The organism is Haloarcula sp. DT43, from assembly GCF_037078405.1.
Classification (GTDB): domain Archaea; phylum Halobacteriota; class Halobacteria; order Halobacteriales; family Haloarculaceae; genus Haloarcula; species Haloarcula brevis.
On sequence record NZ_JAYMGZ010000004.1, the window covers coordinates 487,192 to 505,154 of the forward strand.

The following is a 17,963-nucleotide window of genomic DNA, read 5'->3' on the forward strand; positions in this document are numbered from 1 at the left end:
CTACAGCGAACCGGGTGAAATGGATTCCGGAGGCGGCGACGGCCACGAACGGGGACCTGGGGGTCAGCTATCGCGACAGACGAACTCGAACCGCGCGCCGCCGCCGTCCCGGTCGGTCGCGATGACATCCCAGTCGTGTGAATCGACGATTTGCTCGACGATACAGAGGCCGAACCCCGTCCCCTCCGCCGCCGTCGAGTAGCCGGGTTCGAACAGGTCCGCGGTGCCGTCGACGAAGCCGGCCCCGTCGTCCTCGACGTAGAACCCCCACGGCTCGGTCCCGACCGTGACGGTCACGTCCTCGCCGCCGTGCCCGATGGCATTCCGGAAGAGGTTCTCCAGCAGTTCGAGCATCGCGCCCTCGTCGGCCCTGACGGTGTCCTCGACGTCGGTTTCCAGCGTCGCGTCCCGCGTGTCGACCATCGACCAGGCCCGCCGTGACAGGCTATCGAGGTCGACCGCCTCGACCGCCGCCGGGTCGACGCCCTGTTTGGCGAGCACGAGCAGGTCGTCGATGAGCGTGTACATCCGGTCGATGCTCCGCTCGGCGCGTTCGAAGTGCTCCTCCGCCCCGGTCTCGCGTGCGAGTTCGAGCGAGCCGTCCAGCACGTCGAGGGGGTTCCGGAGGTCGTGGCTGATGGCGTCCGAGAACCGTTCGAGGCGCTGGTTCTGTCGCCTGAGCTCCTCCTCGCGGCGTTTCCGCTCCGAGATGTCGCGGGTCGTCACGACGACGTGGTCCTCCAGCGGGCCGCTCGCGACCTGCTGGCCGCGGGATTCGGCCCATATCCAGTCGCCGTCGGCGTGACGGTACCGGTGTTCGATGACGGCGACGTAGTCCGGTTCCGCCACCATCCGGCCGAACTCCGAGAGCGCGTTCGAGAGGTCGTCCGGGTGGACGTACTCGAAGAGGTCGGCGTCCTGCATCGCCTCCTGGTCGTAGCCGAGTACGCGTTCGATAGAGGGGCTGACGTAGTCGACGTTGCCCTGCTCGTCAAAGACCGTGAGGACGTCGGAGGCATGGGTGACGAACTGGTGAAAGCGGGCCTCGAAGCGCGCCCGGTCGCCGACGTCGTGGGAGGTGAACACCCGGTAGTCGCGGTCGGTCTCGGCGTCCGTGGAGACGATGGTTTCGAGCCGGACCCAGTCGCCGTCGGCGTGGCGAAACCGGTACTCGGTCCCGCTTTCCTCTCGGTCGCCGGCGAGCGTGGCGCGGACGCGGTCCGCGTCCTCGGAGTGGACGAGGTCCAGCCAGTTCGTGCCGACGAGCGAGTCCATGTCGTAGCCCAGGATGCGTTCGACGGCCGGGCTGACGAACCGAACTGTCAGGTCGTTGTCGGTGACCGTCAGCACGGAGGGCGAATCGGCTAACACCGCCTCGAAGTCGTCTGTCGACGTGAGATACTGGTCTGGCATCGGAGGTGAAGGGATCGGCTCCCGTAGGAATACCAACTGTAGTGTTTGGTATCAGTAGTTAGTTCCTAACTAGTCATACCACGCGATATAACTCCATCGGATAGGTCAAACCTCTACGTTGAATGACAGTACGATGCGGGGAGTGAAAGCGGGAGACCAGGTAGCTCGCAGTAACGCAACAGGGAGGCTTAAGTTTGGCTAATCCTAAGCCGAAACCACGCCAAGAGACTCTCTCACAATGTACGAACACGATGTCATCGTGGTCGGCGCGGGTGGCGCTGGCCTCAGAGCGGCGATTGCAGCGGACGAAGAGGGTGCAGACGTGGCCCTCGTGACCAAGCTCCATCCGGTCCGGAGCCACACAGGTGCCGCGGAGGGGGGAATCAACGCCGCGCTGCAGGAGGGGGACTCCTGGGACCTCCACGCGTACGACACGATGAAGGGGTCCGACTACCTCGGCGACGCCCCCGCCATCGACACCTTCGCCAAGGACGCCCCGGAGGAGGTCATCCAGCTCGAACACTGGGGGATGCCCTTCTCGCGTGAGGACGACGGCCGCGTCTCTCAGCGTCCGTTCGGCGGCCTCTCCTATCCGCGAACGACCTACGCCGGTGCCGAAACCGGCCACCACTTGCTGCACACGATGTACGAGCAGGCGGTCAAGCGCGGCATCGAGGTGTACGACGAGTGGTACGTGACCCAGCTGGCGGTCACCGACCACGACGACCCCGAGGACCGCGTCTGTCACGGCTGTGTCGCCTACGACATCAAGTCCGGCGAGATCCAGGGCTTCCGGGCGAACAACGGCGTCATCCTGGCGACCGGCGGCCTGGGGCAGGCCTTCGACCACACCACGAACGCCGTCGCCAACACCGGCGACGGCTGTGCGATGGCCTACCGCGCCGGCGTCCCGATGGAGGACATGGAGATGATTCAGTTCCACCCGACCACGCTCCCGTCGACGGGCGTGCTCATCTCCGAAGGGGTCCGCGGCGAGGGCGGTATCCTCTACAACGACGACGAGGAGCGGTTCATGTTCGAACACGGCTACGCCAACAACGAGGGGGAACTGGCCTCCCGTGACGTGGTCGCTCGGGCCGAACTGACCGAGGTCAACGAGGGCCGCGGCGTCGAGGACGAGTACGTCGACCTCGACATGCGCCACCTCGGCGAGGAGCGTATCCTCGACCGCCTGGAGAACATCCTCCACCTCGCGGAGGACTTCGAGGGCGTCGACGGCCTCGACGAGCCGATGCCGGTCAAGCCAGGCCAGCACTACGCCATGGGCGGCGTCGAGACCGACGAGAACGGCGAGACGTGTATCGACGGCCTCTACGCGGCCGGCGAGACCGCCTGCGTGTCGCTACACGGCGCGAACCGGCTCGGGGGCAACGCCCTGCCGGAGCTGCTCGTGTTCGGCGCTCGCGCCGGCCACCACGCCGCCGGGAAGGACATGAAGACCGCCGAGATACAGACCGGCCCCTCCGCAAAGAGCGAGCCCGGCGACGTCGAGCCGCCGGTCGAGCCCGGCGCAATCGACGCCACCAGCGACGACGTCGCCGCCGACGGGGCGGCCGTCGAGCCGAAGGCGGTGCTCGAAACCACCGTCGAGCGGGAGCGCCAGCGCGTGGAGGAACTCATCGAGTCCGACGGCATCAACCACGCCGAGGTCCGGGCCGACGTCCAGGAGACGATGACCGAGAACGTCAACGTGTTCCGGAAAGAGGACGGTCTGGAGAAGGCCCTGCGGGACCTCCGGGCGGCCCGCAAGGAGTACGAGAACGTCGCCGTCGAGGACCCCTCGCGGACCTACAACACGGACCTCATCCACACCATCGAGACGCGCAACATCCTCGACGTGGCCGAGGCCATCACGCTGGGCGCGCTCGCCCGCGAGGAGTTCCGGGGCGCACACTGGCGCGCCGAGCACCAGGAGCGCAAGGACGACGAGTGGATAAAGCACACGATGCTGGCCTGGAACGAGGGCACCCCCGAACTCTACTACAAGCCGGTCATCCTCGAGGGCGACGAGCAGACCTACGAGCCGAAGGTCCGGTCGTACTGACGCCGGACCGTTCGGACGGGTCCGCTGACGGCTTCAGGGTGCGCCAGCGAGCACGAACGTGCTCTCGGTGTCGCCGTTTTTGATCGTCCGTTCTGCTTCGGGCGGGATTCTGATTGCGTCACCCGCAGTCATGGCCACGTCCTCGCCGTCCACTTCGACGGTCGCGGCCCCCTCGACGAGGACGTACACTTCTTCGTGACCGTCGTCGGCGTGGTCGTGCGGTTTGCCCGTCCAGCCGGCCTCGCAGTCGAGGACGGTGACGCCCATCTGCTCACACCCCAGTGTCGTCGCCCGGCGGAAAATAAGTTATTGTGATTCCGAAAAGAGACGGTCCCGAGATGAGCCACCGTCCCGCCGTAGCTGTTGAGACCCGTGGGGCTACCGGCCGACGGGACCGGCTCGCGATATCGGGAGCAGTACGTGCGGAACCACCCGGAATCATCACTTACTTGGTTGTCAGGAACGTATCGAAGGTAGCTCGGAAGGGTGGCTCAGTGGTAGAGCGCTACCGGCCAACATGCCAGAATCGGTCGGTGGTTACCCCGCAAAGGGCTCCGCGTGGTTCGACTCCCGCCCCTTCCACTCCCGCGTGTCGCTGACAGCGGCTGCTGTCCGTTTCTACGCTGGCACACCGTTCAGTCGTCCCTGCCGCGACCGGGGAGCCAAGGCTACTTCACGATAGGCGCGACTGTTGACCGGCGTCGTCGAAGCGTCGGGGTGGGAACCGACGCCTCTCAGGAAGTGGAAAGGTAAGGAATGTGGGGGGTGGGGGTGGTGCGGCACCAGTACGGTGCCTACCCGATACAAGCGGGGTGGCGTACAAAAAACCTCCGCTGAGATTATCAAAGTCGATATTTGGAGGGGGCCCTGGATATTACGGGTAAGCGTCGGAGACGGGCGGAGAAACAGCGGCGGCCGCTATCGGTTTCGTTACGACTGTGGACTGGACGACAACGGCGACAAGAACGGCGCGTCGAACATCGGCAAACGAGCCGTCGGTAAGGACATTCAGAGCCCGCTATCGACGGTGGGGGCTGTTGTGGCTCAGCCCGAAACGCAGGTCGTACTCGAGGGAACCAACGGTGAGATGGAACCTGCGAACTCCCCAGACAATGTGGGCCTAACCCTCAGTGAGGGAAGCCCACGACTTTAGTCGTGGGAGAAGTCACTTGTGGGTGAAGAGTACGACGCTCCCGTCGTCGGTGGTCGTACAGAGGTCCATCTCGAAATCGAGATTGAGGGAGGTGAACTCCTGCTTGCAGACGACCATGTCGTCGAACGGCTCCTCACAGGCGGGACAGGCCACGGCCGTCGTGTTCTGGTAGGAAGCGATTGCCTCGTTGTCCTCGCGTGGCGTCAGCGACGAGAGGAGCTCGTCGAAATCGTCCATGTCCTGGCAACCGGGGGCGGGCGGCATAAATCATGCGCCGCCCCGCACCGGGGTATTAAAGTCGACTTGTGGTAATACAAGCACAATGACTTCACCCGGTGGCGGAACGCGATTCGCACTCGTCGCAGGAACCACGGAGACGGCCAGTCGACCGGGCATCAGCGCCGCCGGAGCCGACCCCGACCTGATGGCGGTGACCCCCGCGGCCGACGCGGAACTGGTGACCTACGGCAGTCCGGTCCGGACGGGCGTGACGCCGGTCAGCCCGAGCGGCTGTCCGACGCCGGCGCTGGTGACCCGCGCCGTCGGGGAACTGCTGGACCTCGACGTGACGGTCGTCGACGGCGGCCTGGCCGAGAAGACCGGCGCGCCGACGGTCGCTGTCGGCGCACGCCCGGGGAAAGACATCGCGGAGCAGGACCCGGTGCCGACGGCCCACGGGGCGTTCACGGCCGCCCGGCAGTTCGGCCGCGCGCTGCCCGACGACGAACTGTACCTCGCCGAGACGATTCCCGGCGGGACGACGACGGCACTGGGCGTCCTGCGGGCGCTGGGCGAGGCGGGGATGGTCTCCTCGTCGCTGCCCGAAAACCCCACGGAACAGAAGGAAGCTCTGGTCGCCGAGGGACTACAGGCCAGTTCGCTGGACCCGGGCGACGCCGCGGGCGAGCCGAAGCGGGCGGTCCGCCGGATGGGCGACCCCGTCCTGGCGACGCTCGCCGGCCTGACCGCGGGAGCAGTCGAGGGCGACACTGCGGTGACGCTGGCCGGGGGCAGCCAGTGTGTCGCCGTCGCCGCGCTGGTCCGCCACGGCGGCTACGAGGGGCCGCTCGGACTCGCCACGACGAGCTACGTGGCCGACGACGAGAGCGCCGACGTGCGCGCGTCGGCCGACCGGCTCGACCTTGACCTGACCGTGACCGACCCCGGCTTCGACCGGAGCGACCACGTCGCCATGGAGCGGTTCGTCGCCGGCGAGGCCAAAGAGGGGGTCGGGATGGGCGGCGCGCTGGCGCTGGCCGACCGCGCCGGCGTCCCGATGGCCGAGGTCCGGGAGCGGTTCGCGGCGGTGTACGACGGGCTCATCGGCGACGCGCCGACGGCGACGCCTGAGGAGGGGCCGTGAGGGGGGTCGTCCTCGCCGGCACGAGTTCCGGGGTCGGCAAGACCGTGGCGACGCTGGCGACCCTGACCACGCTCGAAGACGCCGGGTACCAGCCCCAGCCGGCCAAGGCGGGCCCGGACTTCATCGACCCGAGCCACCACGAGGCGCTCGTCGACGCGCCCTCTCGGACGCTCGACCCCTGGCTCTCGGGCGCGGACGGCATGCGGCGCACCTACTGGCGCGGCGAGGGCGACATCTGTGTCGTCGAGGGCGTGATGGGCCTGTACGACGGGAGCAAGGCCTCGACGGCGGCGGTCGCCGAGGGGCTGGACCTCCCGGTCGTCCTTGTCGTCGACGCGAAAGCCGGCATGGAGAGCGTCGCCGCGACGGCGCTGGGGTTCGCGCGATACGCCGACCGCGTCGGCGTCGACATCGACGTGGCCGGCATCCTCGCCCAGCGCGCCCACGGCGGCCGACACGCCGAGGGCATCAGGGACGCACTCCCCGACGAACTCGCCTACTTCGGCCGGGTTCCGCCGACGCCGGACCTGGAAATCCCCGACCGGCACCTCGGGCTACAGATGGGGTCGGAGGCCGGTCTCGACCGCGGCGCGCTCGAAACGGCGGCGGAGACAATCGACGTCGAGCGGCTGGTCGAGGCGGCGCGAGAGCCGCCGGCAGTCGCGGCCGACGAGACGGTAAGCGACACGGCGGCCGACCGCCGGGTCGCGGTCGCACGGGACAGCGCGTTCTGTTTCACCTACCCCTCGGTGCTCGACCGCCTCCGGTCCGGGGCGGCCGTCGAGCCGTTCTCGCCGGTCGCCGGCGACCCGGTCCCCGACGCCGACGCGATATATCTGCCCGGCGGCTATCCAGAACTCCACGGCGAGTCGCTGTCGGCGGGCGGGACGCTCGACGAGATAGCCGACCGCGCCGCCGACGGCGTCCCCGTCTACGGCGAGTGCGGCGGCCTGATGGCGCTGTCGGAGTCGCTGACGACGACCGACGGCGACACCTACGAGATGGCCGGCGTCCTCCCGGCGGCCGTCGAGATGCAGGACCGGTATCAGGCGCTGGACCACGTGGAACTCAGCGCGCGGACGGACACCGTCACGGCCGCGTCCGGGACCCACCTCCGCGGGCACGAGTTCCACTACTCGGCCGCCGACGTCGCCGCCGACGCGTCCTTCGCCTTCGACGTGGTCCGGGGCGACGGCATCGACGGCGACCACGACGGTCTCACGGAGTACAACACCGTGGGGACGTACTGTCACTGCCACGGGGAGAGCGGTGCCTTCGACCGCCTGCTGGAAGTGCCGTCGAAGTGAAGCCCACGGAGCGGCCGTCTGACGCGTGGCTGACTGGCCCGCAACCTTTTTTCCGCCTGGCAGCATCGTTCTGATAATGAACGAGTTGCGCGACCTGCTCGGAGACCTGGTCGCAGACGTCGACTCCGTGTTCCTGTTTTCGCCGAACGCGTCGTTCTTCGAGGAGTTCGCCGAGGTCGACGAGGACATCGTCGTCGTCGGCCCGGAGAACGCCCTCGACGCGGAGCCGTTCGTCGAACTGCCGATAGATTTCACCGACCTTGAGGGCCGCCTCCGCTTCGGCGTCGAGGGCGCGCTGGAACAGGGCATCGTCGACGAGGGCGACGAAGTGCTCTGCGTGACCGAGGTGCTCGACGGGGCCGAGAACACGCTCGTTCGGGTCCAGACCAACAACTTCTCGCCCTCCGGCGTGTACGACATGTTCGTCAACTCCAGGGCGGACGCGAGCGTCGTCCGCGACGTGTTCGAGGTCGCCATCGAACTGGGCAAGAAGGGCCAGAAGGGCAAGCCCGTCGGCGCGCTGTTCGTCGTCGGCGACGCCGGCAAGGTGATGAACAAGTCCCGGCCGCTGTCGTACAACCCCTTCGAGAAGTCCCACGTCCACGTCGGCGACCCCATCGTCAACGTGATGCTCAAGGAGTTCTCGCGCCTCGACGGCGCGTTCGTCATCTCCGACGCCGGCAAAATCGTCTCCGCGTACCGGTACCTCGAACCTTCCGCCGAAGGGGTCGACATCCCGAAGGGGCTGGGGGCACGGCACATGGCGGCCGGCGCTATCACCCGTGACACCACCGCGACAGCCATCGTCCTCTCGGAGAGCGACGGGCTGGTACGGGCGTTCAAGGGCGGGGAGCTGGTCCTCGAAATCGACCCCGAGGAGTACTGAGGATGCAGTTCGGCTTCGACTGGGCGACGTTCATCCGGCGAGTGTTCTCGCCACAGGGGACGTTCATCTTCTCGCTGGTGGTCCTGGCCGTGGGCATCGTGCTCGGCTACCTCGTCTGGCGCTCGTCCCGACGGTTCATGCGCGAACTCGGCGTCCCGGAAACGGTCGAGGGCACGCCCTTCGAGCGAACGGCGCGGGGCCTGGGCACGTCGACGGTCGGCATCGTCTCGAACCTGGCCGCGCTGTTCATCTACATCACGACGATTACCGCCGTCCTCAACATCGCACAGCTGACCGACCCGGAGCTGTACTGGGCCCGCTTTACCTCGTTCCTGCCCGACCTGTTCATCGCGCTGTTCGCCGTCATCATCGGCCTCATCGCGGGTGACAAGGCCAAGCTCGTCGTCTCCGAGCGGCTGCGCAGCGTCAAGATGCCCGAGGCGACGGTGCTGCCCGAACTCGTCAAGTACAGCATCTTCTATCTCGCCGTGCTCATCGCGCTCGGCCAGCTGGGCGTCGAGACCCTCGCCCTGCTCATTCTCCTCGGCGCCTACGCCTTCGGGCTGGTGTTCGTCTGCGGGCTGGCGCTGCGGGACATCTTGCAGGCCGGCGCGGCCGGCCTCTACCTCCTCCTGACGGAGCCGTACAGCATCGGCGACGAGGTCGTCATCGGCGACCAGCGCGGCATCGTCCAGGAGGTGGACATCCTCGTGACGCGCATCGAGAGCGACGGCGAGGAGTACATCATCCCGAACAAGCGCGTGTTCAACGCGGGTATCGTCCGCATCCGCGGCTGAGTCACGCCCGGTCGGTCGCCGTCCCGTCCCCGTCAAGCGGTTCGGCCGGGACGCCGGCGACGGTCGTCTCCGGCGGCACGTCGGCTGCCACCAGCGAGTTCGCCGCGACCTGTGCGCCCGCGCCGATTTCGACGCCGGGGAGTACGACCGCGCCCGCGCCGACCATCGCCCGCTCGCCGACGACGACCGCCCCGGTCCGGTACTCTTCCTGGAGGAACTCGTGGCACAGCAGCGTCGCGTCGTAGCCGATGATGGCGTGGTCCTCGACGGTGATGAGTTCCGGCCAGAACACGTCCGGCGTCGACTCCAGGCCCCAGGCGACGCCGTCGCCGACGGTGACACCGAGCCGGGAGAGCAGCCAGTTCTTCAGCCGGAGACTCGGCGAGACCCGACAGACGAGGATGACGGCGTAGTTGACCATCACCCGGAGCGGGTGTTTGGCGTCCGGCCACGGGAACAGGGAGTTGTGCGGACCGGGCGTCGGCGTCCGGGTCAGTCGGTCGTGTCGTGAACCACTCACGTCCGTCGTGTACGGGGCCGCGGTAATCAAACCCGTCGGCTCGCGGTCACCGCCGCCAGAACGTCGGCGTCAGCAACACCAGCACGGGCACGATTTCGATGCGGCCGACCCACATCAGCAGTATCATCAGCACCTTGCTCGACCGGGCAAAGCCCTCGTAGGTCCCGTAGGGGCCGGCCTGACCGAACGCCGGCCCGATGTTGAAGAACATCGACGCGGCGGCGCTTAACCCCTCGAACTCGGTAATCGGGACGCCCGCCCGCTCGCCGTCGGCGACGAGCAGGACGGTCCCGACGATGAAAAACACCAGCGCGATGAGCGTGTAGGCGTACACGTCCCGGACGGTGCTCTCGCTGATGGCCTCGTTGCTGAGCCGGACCGGGCGGACGCTGTTGGGGTGCGCGGAGACGTTCAGGTCCCGCCAGAAGGACTTGGTGACGACGAGCCAGCGGAGCGTCTTGATGGAGCAGGTGGTGCTCCCGGCCATCCCGCCGATGAACATCATGACGAACAGGACGTTCTTCGCCCCGGCCGACCAGGTGTTGAAGTCCGTCGAGGCGTAGCCGGTCGTCGTGACGATGGCGGCGACCTGGAAGACGGCGTGGCGCACCGTCTCGCCCGCGCCACCGGTGTACCCCGGGTCGACCACGAGCAGACCGGTGACCAGCAGTGAGCCGACGCCGAGAATCGACAGATAGAAGCGGAACTCCTCGCTGTTTCGCAGCCGCCCGGTGTCGCCCCGGACGAGCGCGTACAGCAACACGAAGTTCGTCGCGCCGACTATCATGAACAGCGTGACCGCCCACTGGACGGCCGGCGAGAACGCGCCGATGCTCTCGGCCCGCGGGGAGAACCCGGCGGTGGCGATGGCGGTGAACGCGTGTGCCACCGCGTCGAAAAGCGTCATCTCCGGGGCGAGGCCGCTGGCCCCCAGACCGACGAGAATCAGCGCCGCCGCCACGGTCAGCCCCAGGTACAGCAGTCCGAGAATACGCGCCGTCTGCTCGATGCCGGGGGTGAGCTTCGTGACGTTTTCCGTCCGTGCCTCGGTCTCCATGAGCTGGGCCCCGGCGACGGAGAGCCGCGAGAGCACGGCCGTCGCAAGCAACAGGACCCCGAGCCCGCCGAGCCACTGGAGGACCTGCCGCCACATGAGCAGCGCCTGCGAGTGGGCGTCGAAGTCCCTGATGACCGTCGCGCCGGTGGTCGTGATGCCGCTCATCCCCTCGAACAGGGCGTTGACCGGGCTGTCGAACACGCCCGTCCCCTCGATGTACAGCGGTATCGCGCCGACGACGGCGATAGTCAGCCACGCCAGCGACACCGTCAGGAACGCCTCGCGGTCGCTGATGCGGTCGCGTCGCAGTCGGGTCAGCGCCGTGCCGATGCCGAGCGTAATCGCTATCGCGACGAGGTACGGCCACGGCGACTCGGCGTAGAGCAGGGCCACTAGCGTCGGAATCGCCAGCGGGACGGCCAACCACTGCATAATCGCCCCGAGAACGTTCAGCGCGGACCGAACGTCGACGGTCGTCAGTGCCACAGTCGCTCACCGCCCGTGACGTCGGGCATCTGCTGGCGATGCCACCACGCGCTCAGTCCGCGCCACCGCGGATGTCGTCCATGTGGTCGATGCGCTGCTGGACGAGGGCCGCCGTGCCGATGTCGTGGCGGACCCGCAGGCCCTCCGTCCCGGCACGCTCCAAGGCCGCCTCGGCGATGGACTCCGCCTCAGCGATGGACTCGGCGAGGCCGACCACGGCGTAGGACCGCGAGGTCGTGGTGTAGATGCCGTCCTCGCGGTCGTCGACGCTGGCGTAGAACAGCAGCGCCTCGGGGGCCGTCTCCGCGTCGTCGCCGGCCTGCTCGCGGCGGTCCGCGACGACCTCCGCGACGACCTCGTCGTCGATTGTGACCTTCGCGCCGGCGTCGGGGTCCGCGGGATAGCCGTCCGGGACGGCGTACTTGCAGACGGTCGCCAGCGGGCGGAAGGACAGTTGCGGGAGCGGGTCGTCGTCGCGGGCGGCCGTCAGCACGTCGAGGAAGTCCGTGTTGAGGACCGGGAGCGTGTTCATGGCCTCGGGGTCGCCGAAGCGGGCGTTGAACTCCACGACGCGCGGTCCCGTCTCGGTGAGCATGAACTGGCCGTACAGCACGCCTTTGTAGCCGTCGAGGGCGTCGACCGTCGCGCGGAGCACGTCGACGGCGTCCATGTAGTCGTCCTCGTCCATGAACGGCAGGTGGAGGCTGGCATCGGAGTAACTGCCCATGCCGCCGGTGTTCGGCCCCTCGTCGCCCTCGTAAGCGCGCTTGTGGTCCTGGACGGCGGGCGTGACCCGAAGCTGGCCGTTGGCGACGAACGCCTGGACGGTGAACTCCTCGCCGACGAGGCGCTCTTCGAGGACGACCCGGTCGTAGTCGGAGTCACGGAGGTAGTCCTTGGCCTCCGCGGCGGTACACTGGTCGCCGATGACGCGGACGCCCTTGCCGCCGGTGAGGCCGGCGGGCTTGACCGCGAGGTCGCCGTCGTACTCGTCGATGTACTCGCAGGCGGCGTCCATGTCCTCGAAGGTCTCGAAGTCCGGGCAGCCCGGGATGTCGTGTTCCCGCATGAAGCGCCGCTGGAAGGCCTTGTCCGTCTCGATGCGGGCCTCCTGCTCCCGCGGCCCGAAGGTGTAGACGCCGGCGTCGTCCAGCGCGTCGGCGACCCCGGCGGCGAGTGCCGCCTCGGGGCCGACGACGGCCAGCGTGGCGTCGACCTCCCGGGCGTAGGTCGTCACGGCCTTCGGGTTGGTCGTGTCGAGTGCCTCGAAGCCGTCGGCGAGGGCGACGATGCCCGGGTTCCGGTTGCCGGCACAGGCGTACAGCTCCCCCGGCGAGTCCGCAAGCGAGCGCGCAATCGCGTGTTCCCGGCCGCCGCCACCCACGAGCAGCACTGTCTCTGACATACCCGAAGGCCGGTCTGGCTCTCACGTAAGTATTGTCTTTTCGCCGGTTTTCGCTGACTGTGGCGGTCGTTTCGAGCGCGCTCGTGGCCGAGTCGCCGGGCGGAGACCGGGAGCTACTTTACCCGACCGGCAGACACACACGTGCGTGACCCCTCCCCGCCCATTCATCGACCCCGCAACAGGAGAACTAGACACGGCCCAGATACTCTCGGAGGCCGTTCCGCTCGCGAAGCTCGTCGGCGTGTTCGTCGCCGGAAGCCTCCTCCCCTACGCCATCGTGTTCTTCGGTTCGGAGGGGACCGTACTGGGTGCAGTACTGGCCCTGCTCGGTGATTTCGTCCTCGCCGTCGGAGCCGGTGTCGTCCTCATGTACGTCGTCGCCCGTGGCATCCGGCTGGCCGGCGAGTGAGGCGTCGCCGGCGTCGCGTTGCTTTTCAGCGCGGCGCTCCCAGCCACGGGTATGAGCGACGCCACGGACCCGACGGCCCGAAACCGACTCGACGAGGCCGAAAGCCCGTATCTCCGCCAGCACGCGGACAATCCCGTCAACTGGCAGCCCTGGGACGAGACGGCGCTTGCGGCCGCAAAGGAACGGGACGTACCCATCTTCCTCTCTATCGGCTACGCGGCGTGTCACTGGTGTCACGTCATGGAGGAAGAGAGCTTCGAGGACGAGGCCATCGCCGAGCAACTCAACGAGCACTTCGTCCCGATAAAGGTCGACCGCGAGGAGCGCCCGGACCTCGACTCCGTGTACATGAGCATCTGCCAGCAGGTCACCGGCGGCGGCGGGTGGCCGCTGTCGGCCTGGCTCACGCCGGAGGGGAAACCGTTCTACGTCGGGACCTACTTCCCGCCGGAGGAGAAGCGCGGCCAGCCGGGCTTTGGCGACCTGCTCGAACGGCTCGCCGATTCCTGGTCGGACCCCGAACAGCGCCAGGAGATGGAGAACCGCGCCCAGCAGTGGACCGAGGCCATCGAGAGCGACCTCGAAGCGACGCCGGCCGACCCGGCGGACCCCGCAGAGGACATCGTCCAGACCGCCGGCACGATTGCCCACCGCGGGGCCGACCGCCAGGACGGCGGCTGGGGTTCCGGCGGGCCGAAGTTCCCACAGAACGGGCGGCTCCACGCGTTGCTGCGAGCGCACGCCGATGGTGGACAGGCGGACTACCTGACCGTCGTCGAGGAGACGCTGGACGTGATGGCTGACCGGGGGCTGTACGACCACGTCGGCGGCGGCTTCCACCGCTACGCCACGGACCAGCAGTGGGCCGTCCCTCACTTCGAGAAGATGCTGTACGACAACGCCGAGATTCCGCGGGCCTTCCTCGCCGGCTACCAGGCCATCGGCTCGGAGCGCTACGCGTCGGTCGTCCGGGAGACCTTCGAGTTCGTCCAGCGCGAACTCCAGCATCCCGACGGCGGCTTTTTCAGCACGCTGGACGCCGAGAGCACGCCGCATAGCGAGTCGCGAGACGGTTCGGAACAGTCGAGCGGGGGCAGCCCGCCCGACGACCCCGGCGGCGAGACGGAGGAAGGGCTGTTCTACGTCTGGACGCCCGAGCAGGTCCGCGACGCCGTCGACGACGAGACGGACGCCGACATCTTCTGTGACTACTTCGGCGTCACGGAGCGAGGTAACTTCGAGGGCGCGACGGTGCTGGCTGTCCGGAAGCCAGTAGGTGTGCTGGCCGAGGAGTACGAGCGAAGCGAGGACGAAATCACGGCGAGCCTCGAGCGCGCTCTGAACCAGACCTTCGAGGCCCGCGAAAAGCGGCCACGGCCGGCCCGCGACGAGAAAATCCTGGCCGGCTGGAACGGCCTGATGATACGGGCGCTCGCGGAGGGCGCTATCGTGCTGGACGACCAGTATGCCGACGTGGCCGCCGACGCGCTCTCGTTCGTCCGCGAGCACCTGTGGGACGCCGACGCGGGGCGACTCAGCCGCCGATACAAGGACGGCGACGTGGCCATCGACGGCTACCTAGAGGACTACGCGTTCCTCGGGCGGGGCGCGCTCACGCTGTTCGAGGCGACCGGTGACGTCGAGCACCTCGCGTTCGCGATGGACCTCGGACGGGCCATCACGGAGGCGTTCTGGGACGACGAGCAGGGGACCCTGTTCTTTACCCCGACCGGCGGCGAGTCGCTGGTCGCCCGCCCGCAGGAACTGACCGACCAGTCGACGCCGTCCAGCACCGGCGTCGCCGTCGACCTCCTGCTGTCGCTGTCCCACTTCGGCGGCGTCCGCTTCGAAGACGTTGCCGAGCGGGTCATCCGGACCCACGCCGACCGCGTCGCCTCGAACCCGCTCCAGCACGCCTCGCTCACGCTGGCGACGGACAGCTACGAGCAGGGCGCGCTGGAACTCACGCTGGTCGGCGAGCGGTCGGAGTACCCCGACGAGTGGGCGGCGACGCTCGCCGAGCGGTACGTCCCGCGCCGGCTGGTAGCCCACCGGCCGGCCGACGCGGAGCGCTTCCAGCAGTGGCTCGACGCGCTGGAGTTGGACGAGGCCCCGCCCATCTGGGCCGGCCGTGAGCCGGTCGACGGCGAGCCGACGGTGTACGCCTGCCGGAACTTCGCCTGTTCGCCGCCGAAACACGACCTCGGGGCGGCGCTCGACTGGGGCGCGGGAACTGACGACGCGGCGTGAGGGTCAGGCCATCGCGTCTTCGATTTTGTCGGCGAGGTACACCGCGATGGGGACCGGCTCCTCCTCGACGAAGCGGGCTATCTCCTCGCCGTCGTGTTCGACGACGACCGTCGGGATGAGTTCGATGTCGTACGCCTCGACTTCCGGTCCGGTCTTCGAGCCGTCCTCCTCCTTCTCGACCGGATAGTGGTGAATCTGGTCCTCGGGGACGCCGGCGGCTTTCAGGGCCGCCCCGAAGTCGGGGAGCTGTGCCCGGCAGTCCTTGCACCAGTCGCCGCCCCAAATCTTGTACTCGAACTCGTCGGCGTAGCGCGTGAGAACGTCGACGGTGTCGGAGTAGGCGTCTTCGACCCACACCGGATTCGGCTCCATGGTTTCGAGCGTCTGACTCATGTCCGGCTATATGTATTCAGGGGGCTTGAAATCCCCGGCCGCGGATTCCCCGTCTCAGACCCGTTTCGGCAGACGAACGGGTGGTTCGGACCACGTGGCGGGGCTATCGGTCGAACGCCACAGTCGTCCGAACGTCCCGCGACGACCGGCCGAGTTCGACCGTGTACGTTCCCTCGTCGACCGTCCAGCCGGAATCAGAGTCGTACCGCGAGAACGCGAGGTCGTCGAGCGAAAGCGTCACCGTCCGCCGCTGGCCGGCGTCCAGCCGGATTGCCTCGAACCCGGCGAGTTCGCGCTCGGGTCGCTCGACGCCGTCGACGGCCGGCGGCCGGACGTAGGCCTGGACGACCTCCCGGCCCGGCCTGTCGGCGACGTTCTCGACGAGCACCGAGACGGTCTGGTCGTCGACCACCTCGGCGTCGCCGTACTCGAAGGCCGCGTAGGAGTGCCCGTGGCCGAACGGGTAGGTCGGGGACGCGTTCGCGTCGTCGAAGTGGCGGTAGCCGACGAACACGCCCTCGTCGTAGTGAACTTCGTCGTCGACGCCGGGGAACCGCCGTTCGGTCGCGGCGGTCGGGTACTCGCTCTCAGGCGCGAACGTCACCGGGAGCCGGCCGCTCGGGTCCCGGTCGCCGTAGAGGACGGCCGCCGCCGCGTCGCCGTCGCCCTGGCCGGGGTACCACTGTTCGAGGACCGCGGCCACGTCCTCGCGCCAGGGGAGTGCCACGGGGCCGCCGGACCGGACCACGACGACGGTGTTCTCGTTGGCGGCGGCGACGGCCGAGACGAGGTCGTCCTGCCGGCCCGGTAGCGCCAGCGAGTCGCGGTCCCGGGCCTCCGTCGTCGCGTCGCGGACGAACACGACGGCGACGTCTGCCGCCGCGGCCGCGTCGACGGCGTCGTCGAGCGACGGGTCCCGCTCTGCGGTGTCGTCCTCGCCGGCGTCCCCGTCCTCCCCGACGAACGGCAGGAGGTCGAACAGCGAGACGGACGCTATCCGCGGGACGCCGACCGCCGACGAGACGTCGCCCTCGGCGCGGGCCTCGATGCCCTCGACCGGCGACACCGACCGGAACGGTGTCGTCTCCGAGGAGCCGCCGCCGCCCAGTTTCGGCTCGTCCACGTTCGGCCCGATGACGGCCACGTCGGCCCCGTCGTCGAGCGGCAGGACGCCGTCGTTGTCGAGCAGGACGGTCCCACGGGCCGCCACCTCCGTGGCGAGGTCACGGTGGCGCTGGCTGTCGAGTTCGCCCGCGTCGTCGCCCGTCCCCTGGCTCCCGTCGAGCCGGCCGAACCGGTCCATCTGCCCGAGCACCCGCCGGACCATGTCCGTGAGGCGGTCGGCCGGCACCTCGCCGGCGTCGATGGCGTCGGCGAGCGGGTCGCCGAACAGGCCCGCGCGCGTCGCGTCCGGGATGCCGTCGGGCCACTCGAAGCCCTCGTCGCCGTCGGCCGCCCCCGGAGCCGCCACGCCGGGCATCTCCAGGTCCAGTCCGGCGTTGGCCGCGCCGACGGTGCTCTCCAGCCCGTACCAGTCCGAGACGACGTAGCCGTCGAACCCCCACTCGCCTTTCAGCACGTCGCCGACGAGCCGTTCGTGGTCGCTCATGTGCGTGCCGTTGACCCGGTTGTACGCCGTCATCACCGAGCCGACGCCGGCGTCGACGGCCGCGCGGAACGGCGGGAGGTACAGCTCGCGGAGCGGCCGCTCGCCTATCTCGGCGCTGACGGTCGTTCGATGGGTCTCCTGATTGTTGGCCACGAAGTGCTTGACGGTAGCGACGACGCCCGCGGACTGGATGCCGTCGACGAGGGCCGCACCGATGTCGCCCGCGGCGACCGGGTCTTCGGAGAGGTACTCGAAGTTGCGGCCACACTGCGGGACTCTGACGAGGTTCACGCCGGGCGCGAGCAGCGCGTCCTGTCCGAGCGCCGCCGCTTCGCGCCCCATCGCCGCCCCCTGTCGCCGGGCGAGGTCGGGGTCGAACGCCGCCGCGGTCGCAATCGACGCGGGGAAGGCGGTCGCACGCTCGCCCTCGGCGCGGATTCCCAGCGGCCCGTCGACGAGGCGAAAGGGCGGAATCCCGGCCTCGTCGACGCCCGGCAGGTACCCCGTCGCCGTGCCCTCGGGGTCGGTCGCGCCCCGGACGAGCGCGAGTTGCTGTGTCCGGGACAGTCGGTCGAGCAGCGCCTCGATGTGGTCGTCAGTCATACCGGCAGTTCACAGCCGAGCGGGCCTTATACTGTCGACTGCGTCGGCCGGTCGGCGGCCTCGTGTTCCAGCCCCGAGACGACGAGCTTCGCGCCGCCCGACCGGCTCTCGGCCATCTCGACGGTCCACCCGTGGGACTCGACGACGTGCTGGACGATGGCCAGTCGGAGGCCGGTCCCCGACTCGGAGCTGGTGACGCCGTGTGTAAATCGCCTCGGGGTTAAGCCCCGAGGCTTTCGCGTGGACT

Annotated in this window: 15 protein-coding genes, 1 tRNA gene and 1 pseudogene; 8 read left to right on the forward strand and 9 right to left on the reverse strand. The window is 68.7% G+C overall.

Translation table 11 applies throughout. The features are described from left to right. Positions 1-63: 63 nt before the first annotated feature. Complete coding sequence (locus tag VI123_RS17145) at positions 64-1,413, reverse strand: PAS domain S-box protein (protein ID WP_336339278.1); 1,350 nt, start codon at positions 1,411-1,413, stop codon at positions 64-66. Positions 1,414-1,651: 238 nt separating this feature from the next. On the opposite strand from VI123_RS17145, the gene VI123_RS17150 reads away from it, so the two are divergent. Next, on the forward strand, positions 1,652-3,478 hold the full coding sequence (locus VI123_RS17150; RefSeq protein ID WP_336339279.1) for an FAD-binding protein: 1,827 nt from the start codon (positions 1,652-1,654) through the stop codon (positions 3,476-3,478). 33 nt (positions 3,479-3,511) lie between these two features. Here VI123_RS17150 and VI123_RS17155 read toward each other — a convergent pair whose 3' ends face one another. After that, on the reverse strand, positions 3,512-3,745 hold the full coding sequence (locus VI123_RS17155; RefSeq protein ID WP_336339280.1) for a cupin domain-containing protein: 234 nt from the start codon (positions 3,743-3,745) through the stop codon (positions 3,512-3,514). Between the two features lie 213 nt (positions 3,746-3,958). Here VI123_RS17155 and VI123_RS17160 point away from each other — a divergent pair. Continuing rightward, positions 3,959-4,060, forward strand: a tRNA-OTHER gene (locus VI123_RS17160). Positions 4,061-4,643: 583 nt separating this feature from the next. On the opposite strand, the gene VI123_RS17165 is transcribed toward VI123_RS17160, so the two are convergent. Then, positions 4,644-4,868 (reverse strand): DUF7385 family protein, encoded by a 225-nt coding sequence (locus tag VI123_RS17165; protein ID WP_336339281.1) that lies wholly within the window; start codon positions 4,866-4,868, stop codon positions 4,644-4,646. A gap of 85 nt (positions 4,869-4,953) precedes the next feature. Between VI123_RS17165 and VI123_RS17170 the strand changes: the two genes are divergently transcribed. From VI123_RS17170 to VI123_RS17185, 4 genes are all read left to right on the forward strand, one after another. Next, positions 4,954-5,994, forward strand: a complete 1,041-nt coding sequence (locus tag VI123_RS17170; protein ID WP_336339282.1) for a nicotinate-nucleotide--dimethylbenzimidazole phosphoribosyltransferase — start codon at positions 4,954-4,956, stop codon at positions 5,992-5,994. Further along, positions 5,991-7,301 (forward strand): cobyrinic acid a,c-diamide synthase, encoded by a 1,311-nt coding sequence (locus tag VI123_RS17175; protein WP_336339283.1) that lies wholly within the window; start codon positions 5,991-5,993, stop codon positions 7,299-7,301. The genes VI123_RS17170 and VI123_RS17175 overlap by 4 nt, the downstream gene beginning before the upstream one ends. Before the next feature lie 76 nt (positions 7,302-7,377). After that, complete coding sequence (dacZ, locus tag VI123_RS17180) at positions 7,378-8,187, forward strand: diadenylate cyclase DacZ (RefSeq protein WP_336339284.1); 810 nt, start codon at positions 7,378-7,380, stop codon at positions 8,185-8,187. Positions 8,188-8,189: 2 nt separating this feature from the next. After that, on the forward strand, positions 8,190-8,984 hold the full coding sequence (locus VI123_RS17185) for a mechanosensitive ion channel domain-containing protein (protein WP_336339285.1): 795 nt from the start codon (positions 8,190-8,192) through the stop codon (positions 8,982-8,984). A gap of 1 nt (position 8,985) precedes the next feature. Here the strand turns inward: VI123_RS17185 and VI123_RS17190 are convergent, their stop codons facing one another. From VI123_RS17190 to purD, 3 genes are read right to left on the reverse strand one after another with little or no spacing between them, the layout of a single operon-like run. Then, on the reverse strand, positions 8,986-9,534 hold the full coding sequence (locus VI123_RS17190) for an acyltransferase (protein ID WP_336339286.1): 549 nt from the start codon (positions 9,532-9,534) through the stop codon (positions 8,986-8,988). Positions 9,535-9,550: 16 nt separating this feature from the next. Then, positions 9,551-11,047 (reverse strand): TrkH family potassium uptake protein, encoded by a 1,497-nt coding sequence (locus VI123_RS17195; protein ID WP_336339287.1) that lies wholly within the window; start codon positions 11,045-11,047, stop codon positions 9,551-9,553. A gap of 52 nt (positions 11,048-11,099) precedes the next feature. After that, entirely contained in the window at positions 11,100-12,452 is a 1,353-nt protein-coding gene (purD, locus tag VI123_RS17200) for a phosphoribosylamine--glycine ligase (protein ID WP_336339288.1), read from the reverse strand. A 145-nt stretch (positions 12,453-12,597) separates the two neighbouring features. Here purD and VI123_RS17205 point away from each other — a divergent pair, with 145 nt between their 5' ends. Both VI123_RS17205 and VI123_RS17210 read left to right on the forward strand, forming a co-directional pair. Further along, on the forward strand, positions 12,598-12,861 hold the full coding sequence (locus VI123_RS17205) for a hypothetical protein (protein ID WP_336339289.1): 264 nt from the start codon (positions 12,598-12,600) through the stop codon (positions 12,859-12,861). A gap of 51 nt (positions 12,862-12,912) precedes the next feature. Further along, positions 12,913-15,111, forward strand: a complete 2,199-nt coding sequence (locus VI123_RS17210; protein WP_336339290.1) for a thioredoxin domain-containing protein — start codon at positions 12,913-12,915, stop codon at positions 15,109-15,111. Between the two features lie 3 nt (positions 15,112-15,114). Here the strand turns inward: VI123_RS17210 and VI123_RS17215 are convergent, their stop codons facing one another. The 3 genes and pseudogenes from VI123_RS17215 to VI123_RS17225 all read right to left on the reverse strand — a co-directional run. Continuing rightward, the gene (locus VI123_RS17215; protein ID WP_336339291.1) at positions 15,115-15,504 is read right to left on the reverse strand and encodes a thioredoxin family protein; all 390 of its coding nucleotides are present in this window, start codon (positions 15,502-15,504) and stop codon (positions 15,115-15,117) included. A 103-nt stretch (positions 15,505-15,607) separates the two neighbouring features. Next, positions 15,608-17,716, reverse strand: coding sequence for a beta-glucosidase (locus VI123_RS17220; protein WP_336339292.1), 2,109 nt, complete (start codon positions 17,714-17,716; stop codon positions 15,608-15,610). Positions 17,717-17,742: 26 nt separating this feature from the next. Continuing rightward, positions 17,743-17,925, reverse strand: a pseudogene (locus VI123_RS17225) (hypothetical protein); the annotation flags it as partial. Between the last annotated feature and the right edge of the window lie 38 nt (positions 17,926-17,963).

Coding starts and splice junctions, on each gene's coding strand:
- VI123_RS17220 (WP_336339292.1), bottom strand. CDS start 17,716: ATGACTGACGACCACATCGAGGCGCTGCTCGACCGACTGTCCCGGACA.
- VI123_RS17185 (WP_336339285.1), top strand. CDS start 8,190: ATGCAGTTCGGCTTCGACTGGGCGACGTTCATCCGGCGAGTGTTCTCG.
- purD (WP_336339288.1), bottom strand. CDS start 12,452: ATGTCAGAGACAGTGCTGCTCGTGGGTGGCGGCGGCCGGGAACACGCG.
- VI123_RS17155 (WP_336339280.1), bottom strand. CDS start 3,745: ATGGGCGTCACCGTCCTCGACTGCGAGGCCGGCTGGACGGGCAAACCG.
- VI123_RS17165 (WP_336339281.1), bottom strand. CDS start 4,868: ATGGACGATTTCGACGAGCTCCTCTCGTCGCTGACGCCACGCGAGGAC.
- VI123_RS17150 (WP_336339279.1), top strand. CDS start 1,652: ATGTACGAACACGATGTCATCGTGGTCGGCGCGGGTGGCGCTGGCCTC.
- VI123_RS17145 (WP_336339278.1), bottom strand. CDS start 1,413: ATGCCAGACCAGTATCTCACGTCGACAGACGACTTCGAGGCGGTGTTA.
- VI123_RS17170 (WP_336339282.1), top strand. CDS start 4,954: ATGACTTCACCCGGTGGCGGAACGCGATTCGCACTCGTCGCAGGAACC.
- dacZ (WP_336339284.1), top strand. CDS start 7,378: ATGAACGAGTTGCGCGACCTGCTCGGAGACCTGGTCGCAGACGTCGAC.
- VI123_RS17215 (WP_336339291.1), bottom strand. CDS start 15,504: ATGAGTCAGACGCTCGAAACCATGGAGCCGAATCCGGTGTGGGTCGAA.
- VI123_RS17210 (WP_336339290.1), top strand. CDS start 12,913: ATGAGCGACGCCACGGACCCGACGGCCCGAAACCGACTCGACGAGGCC.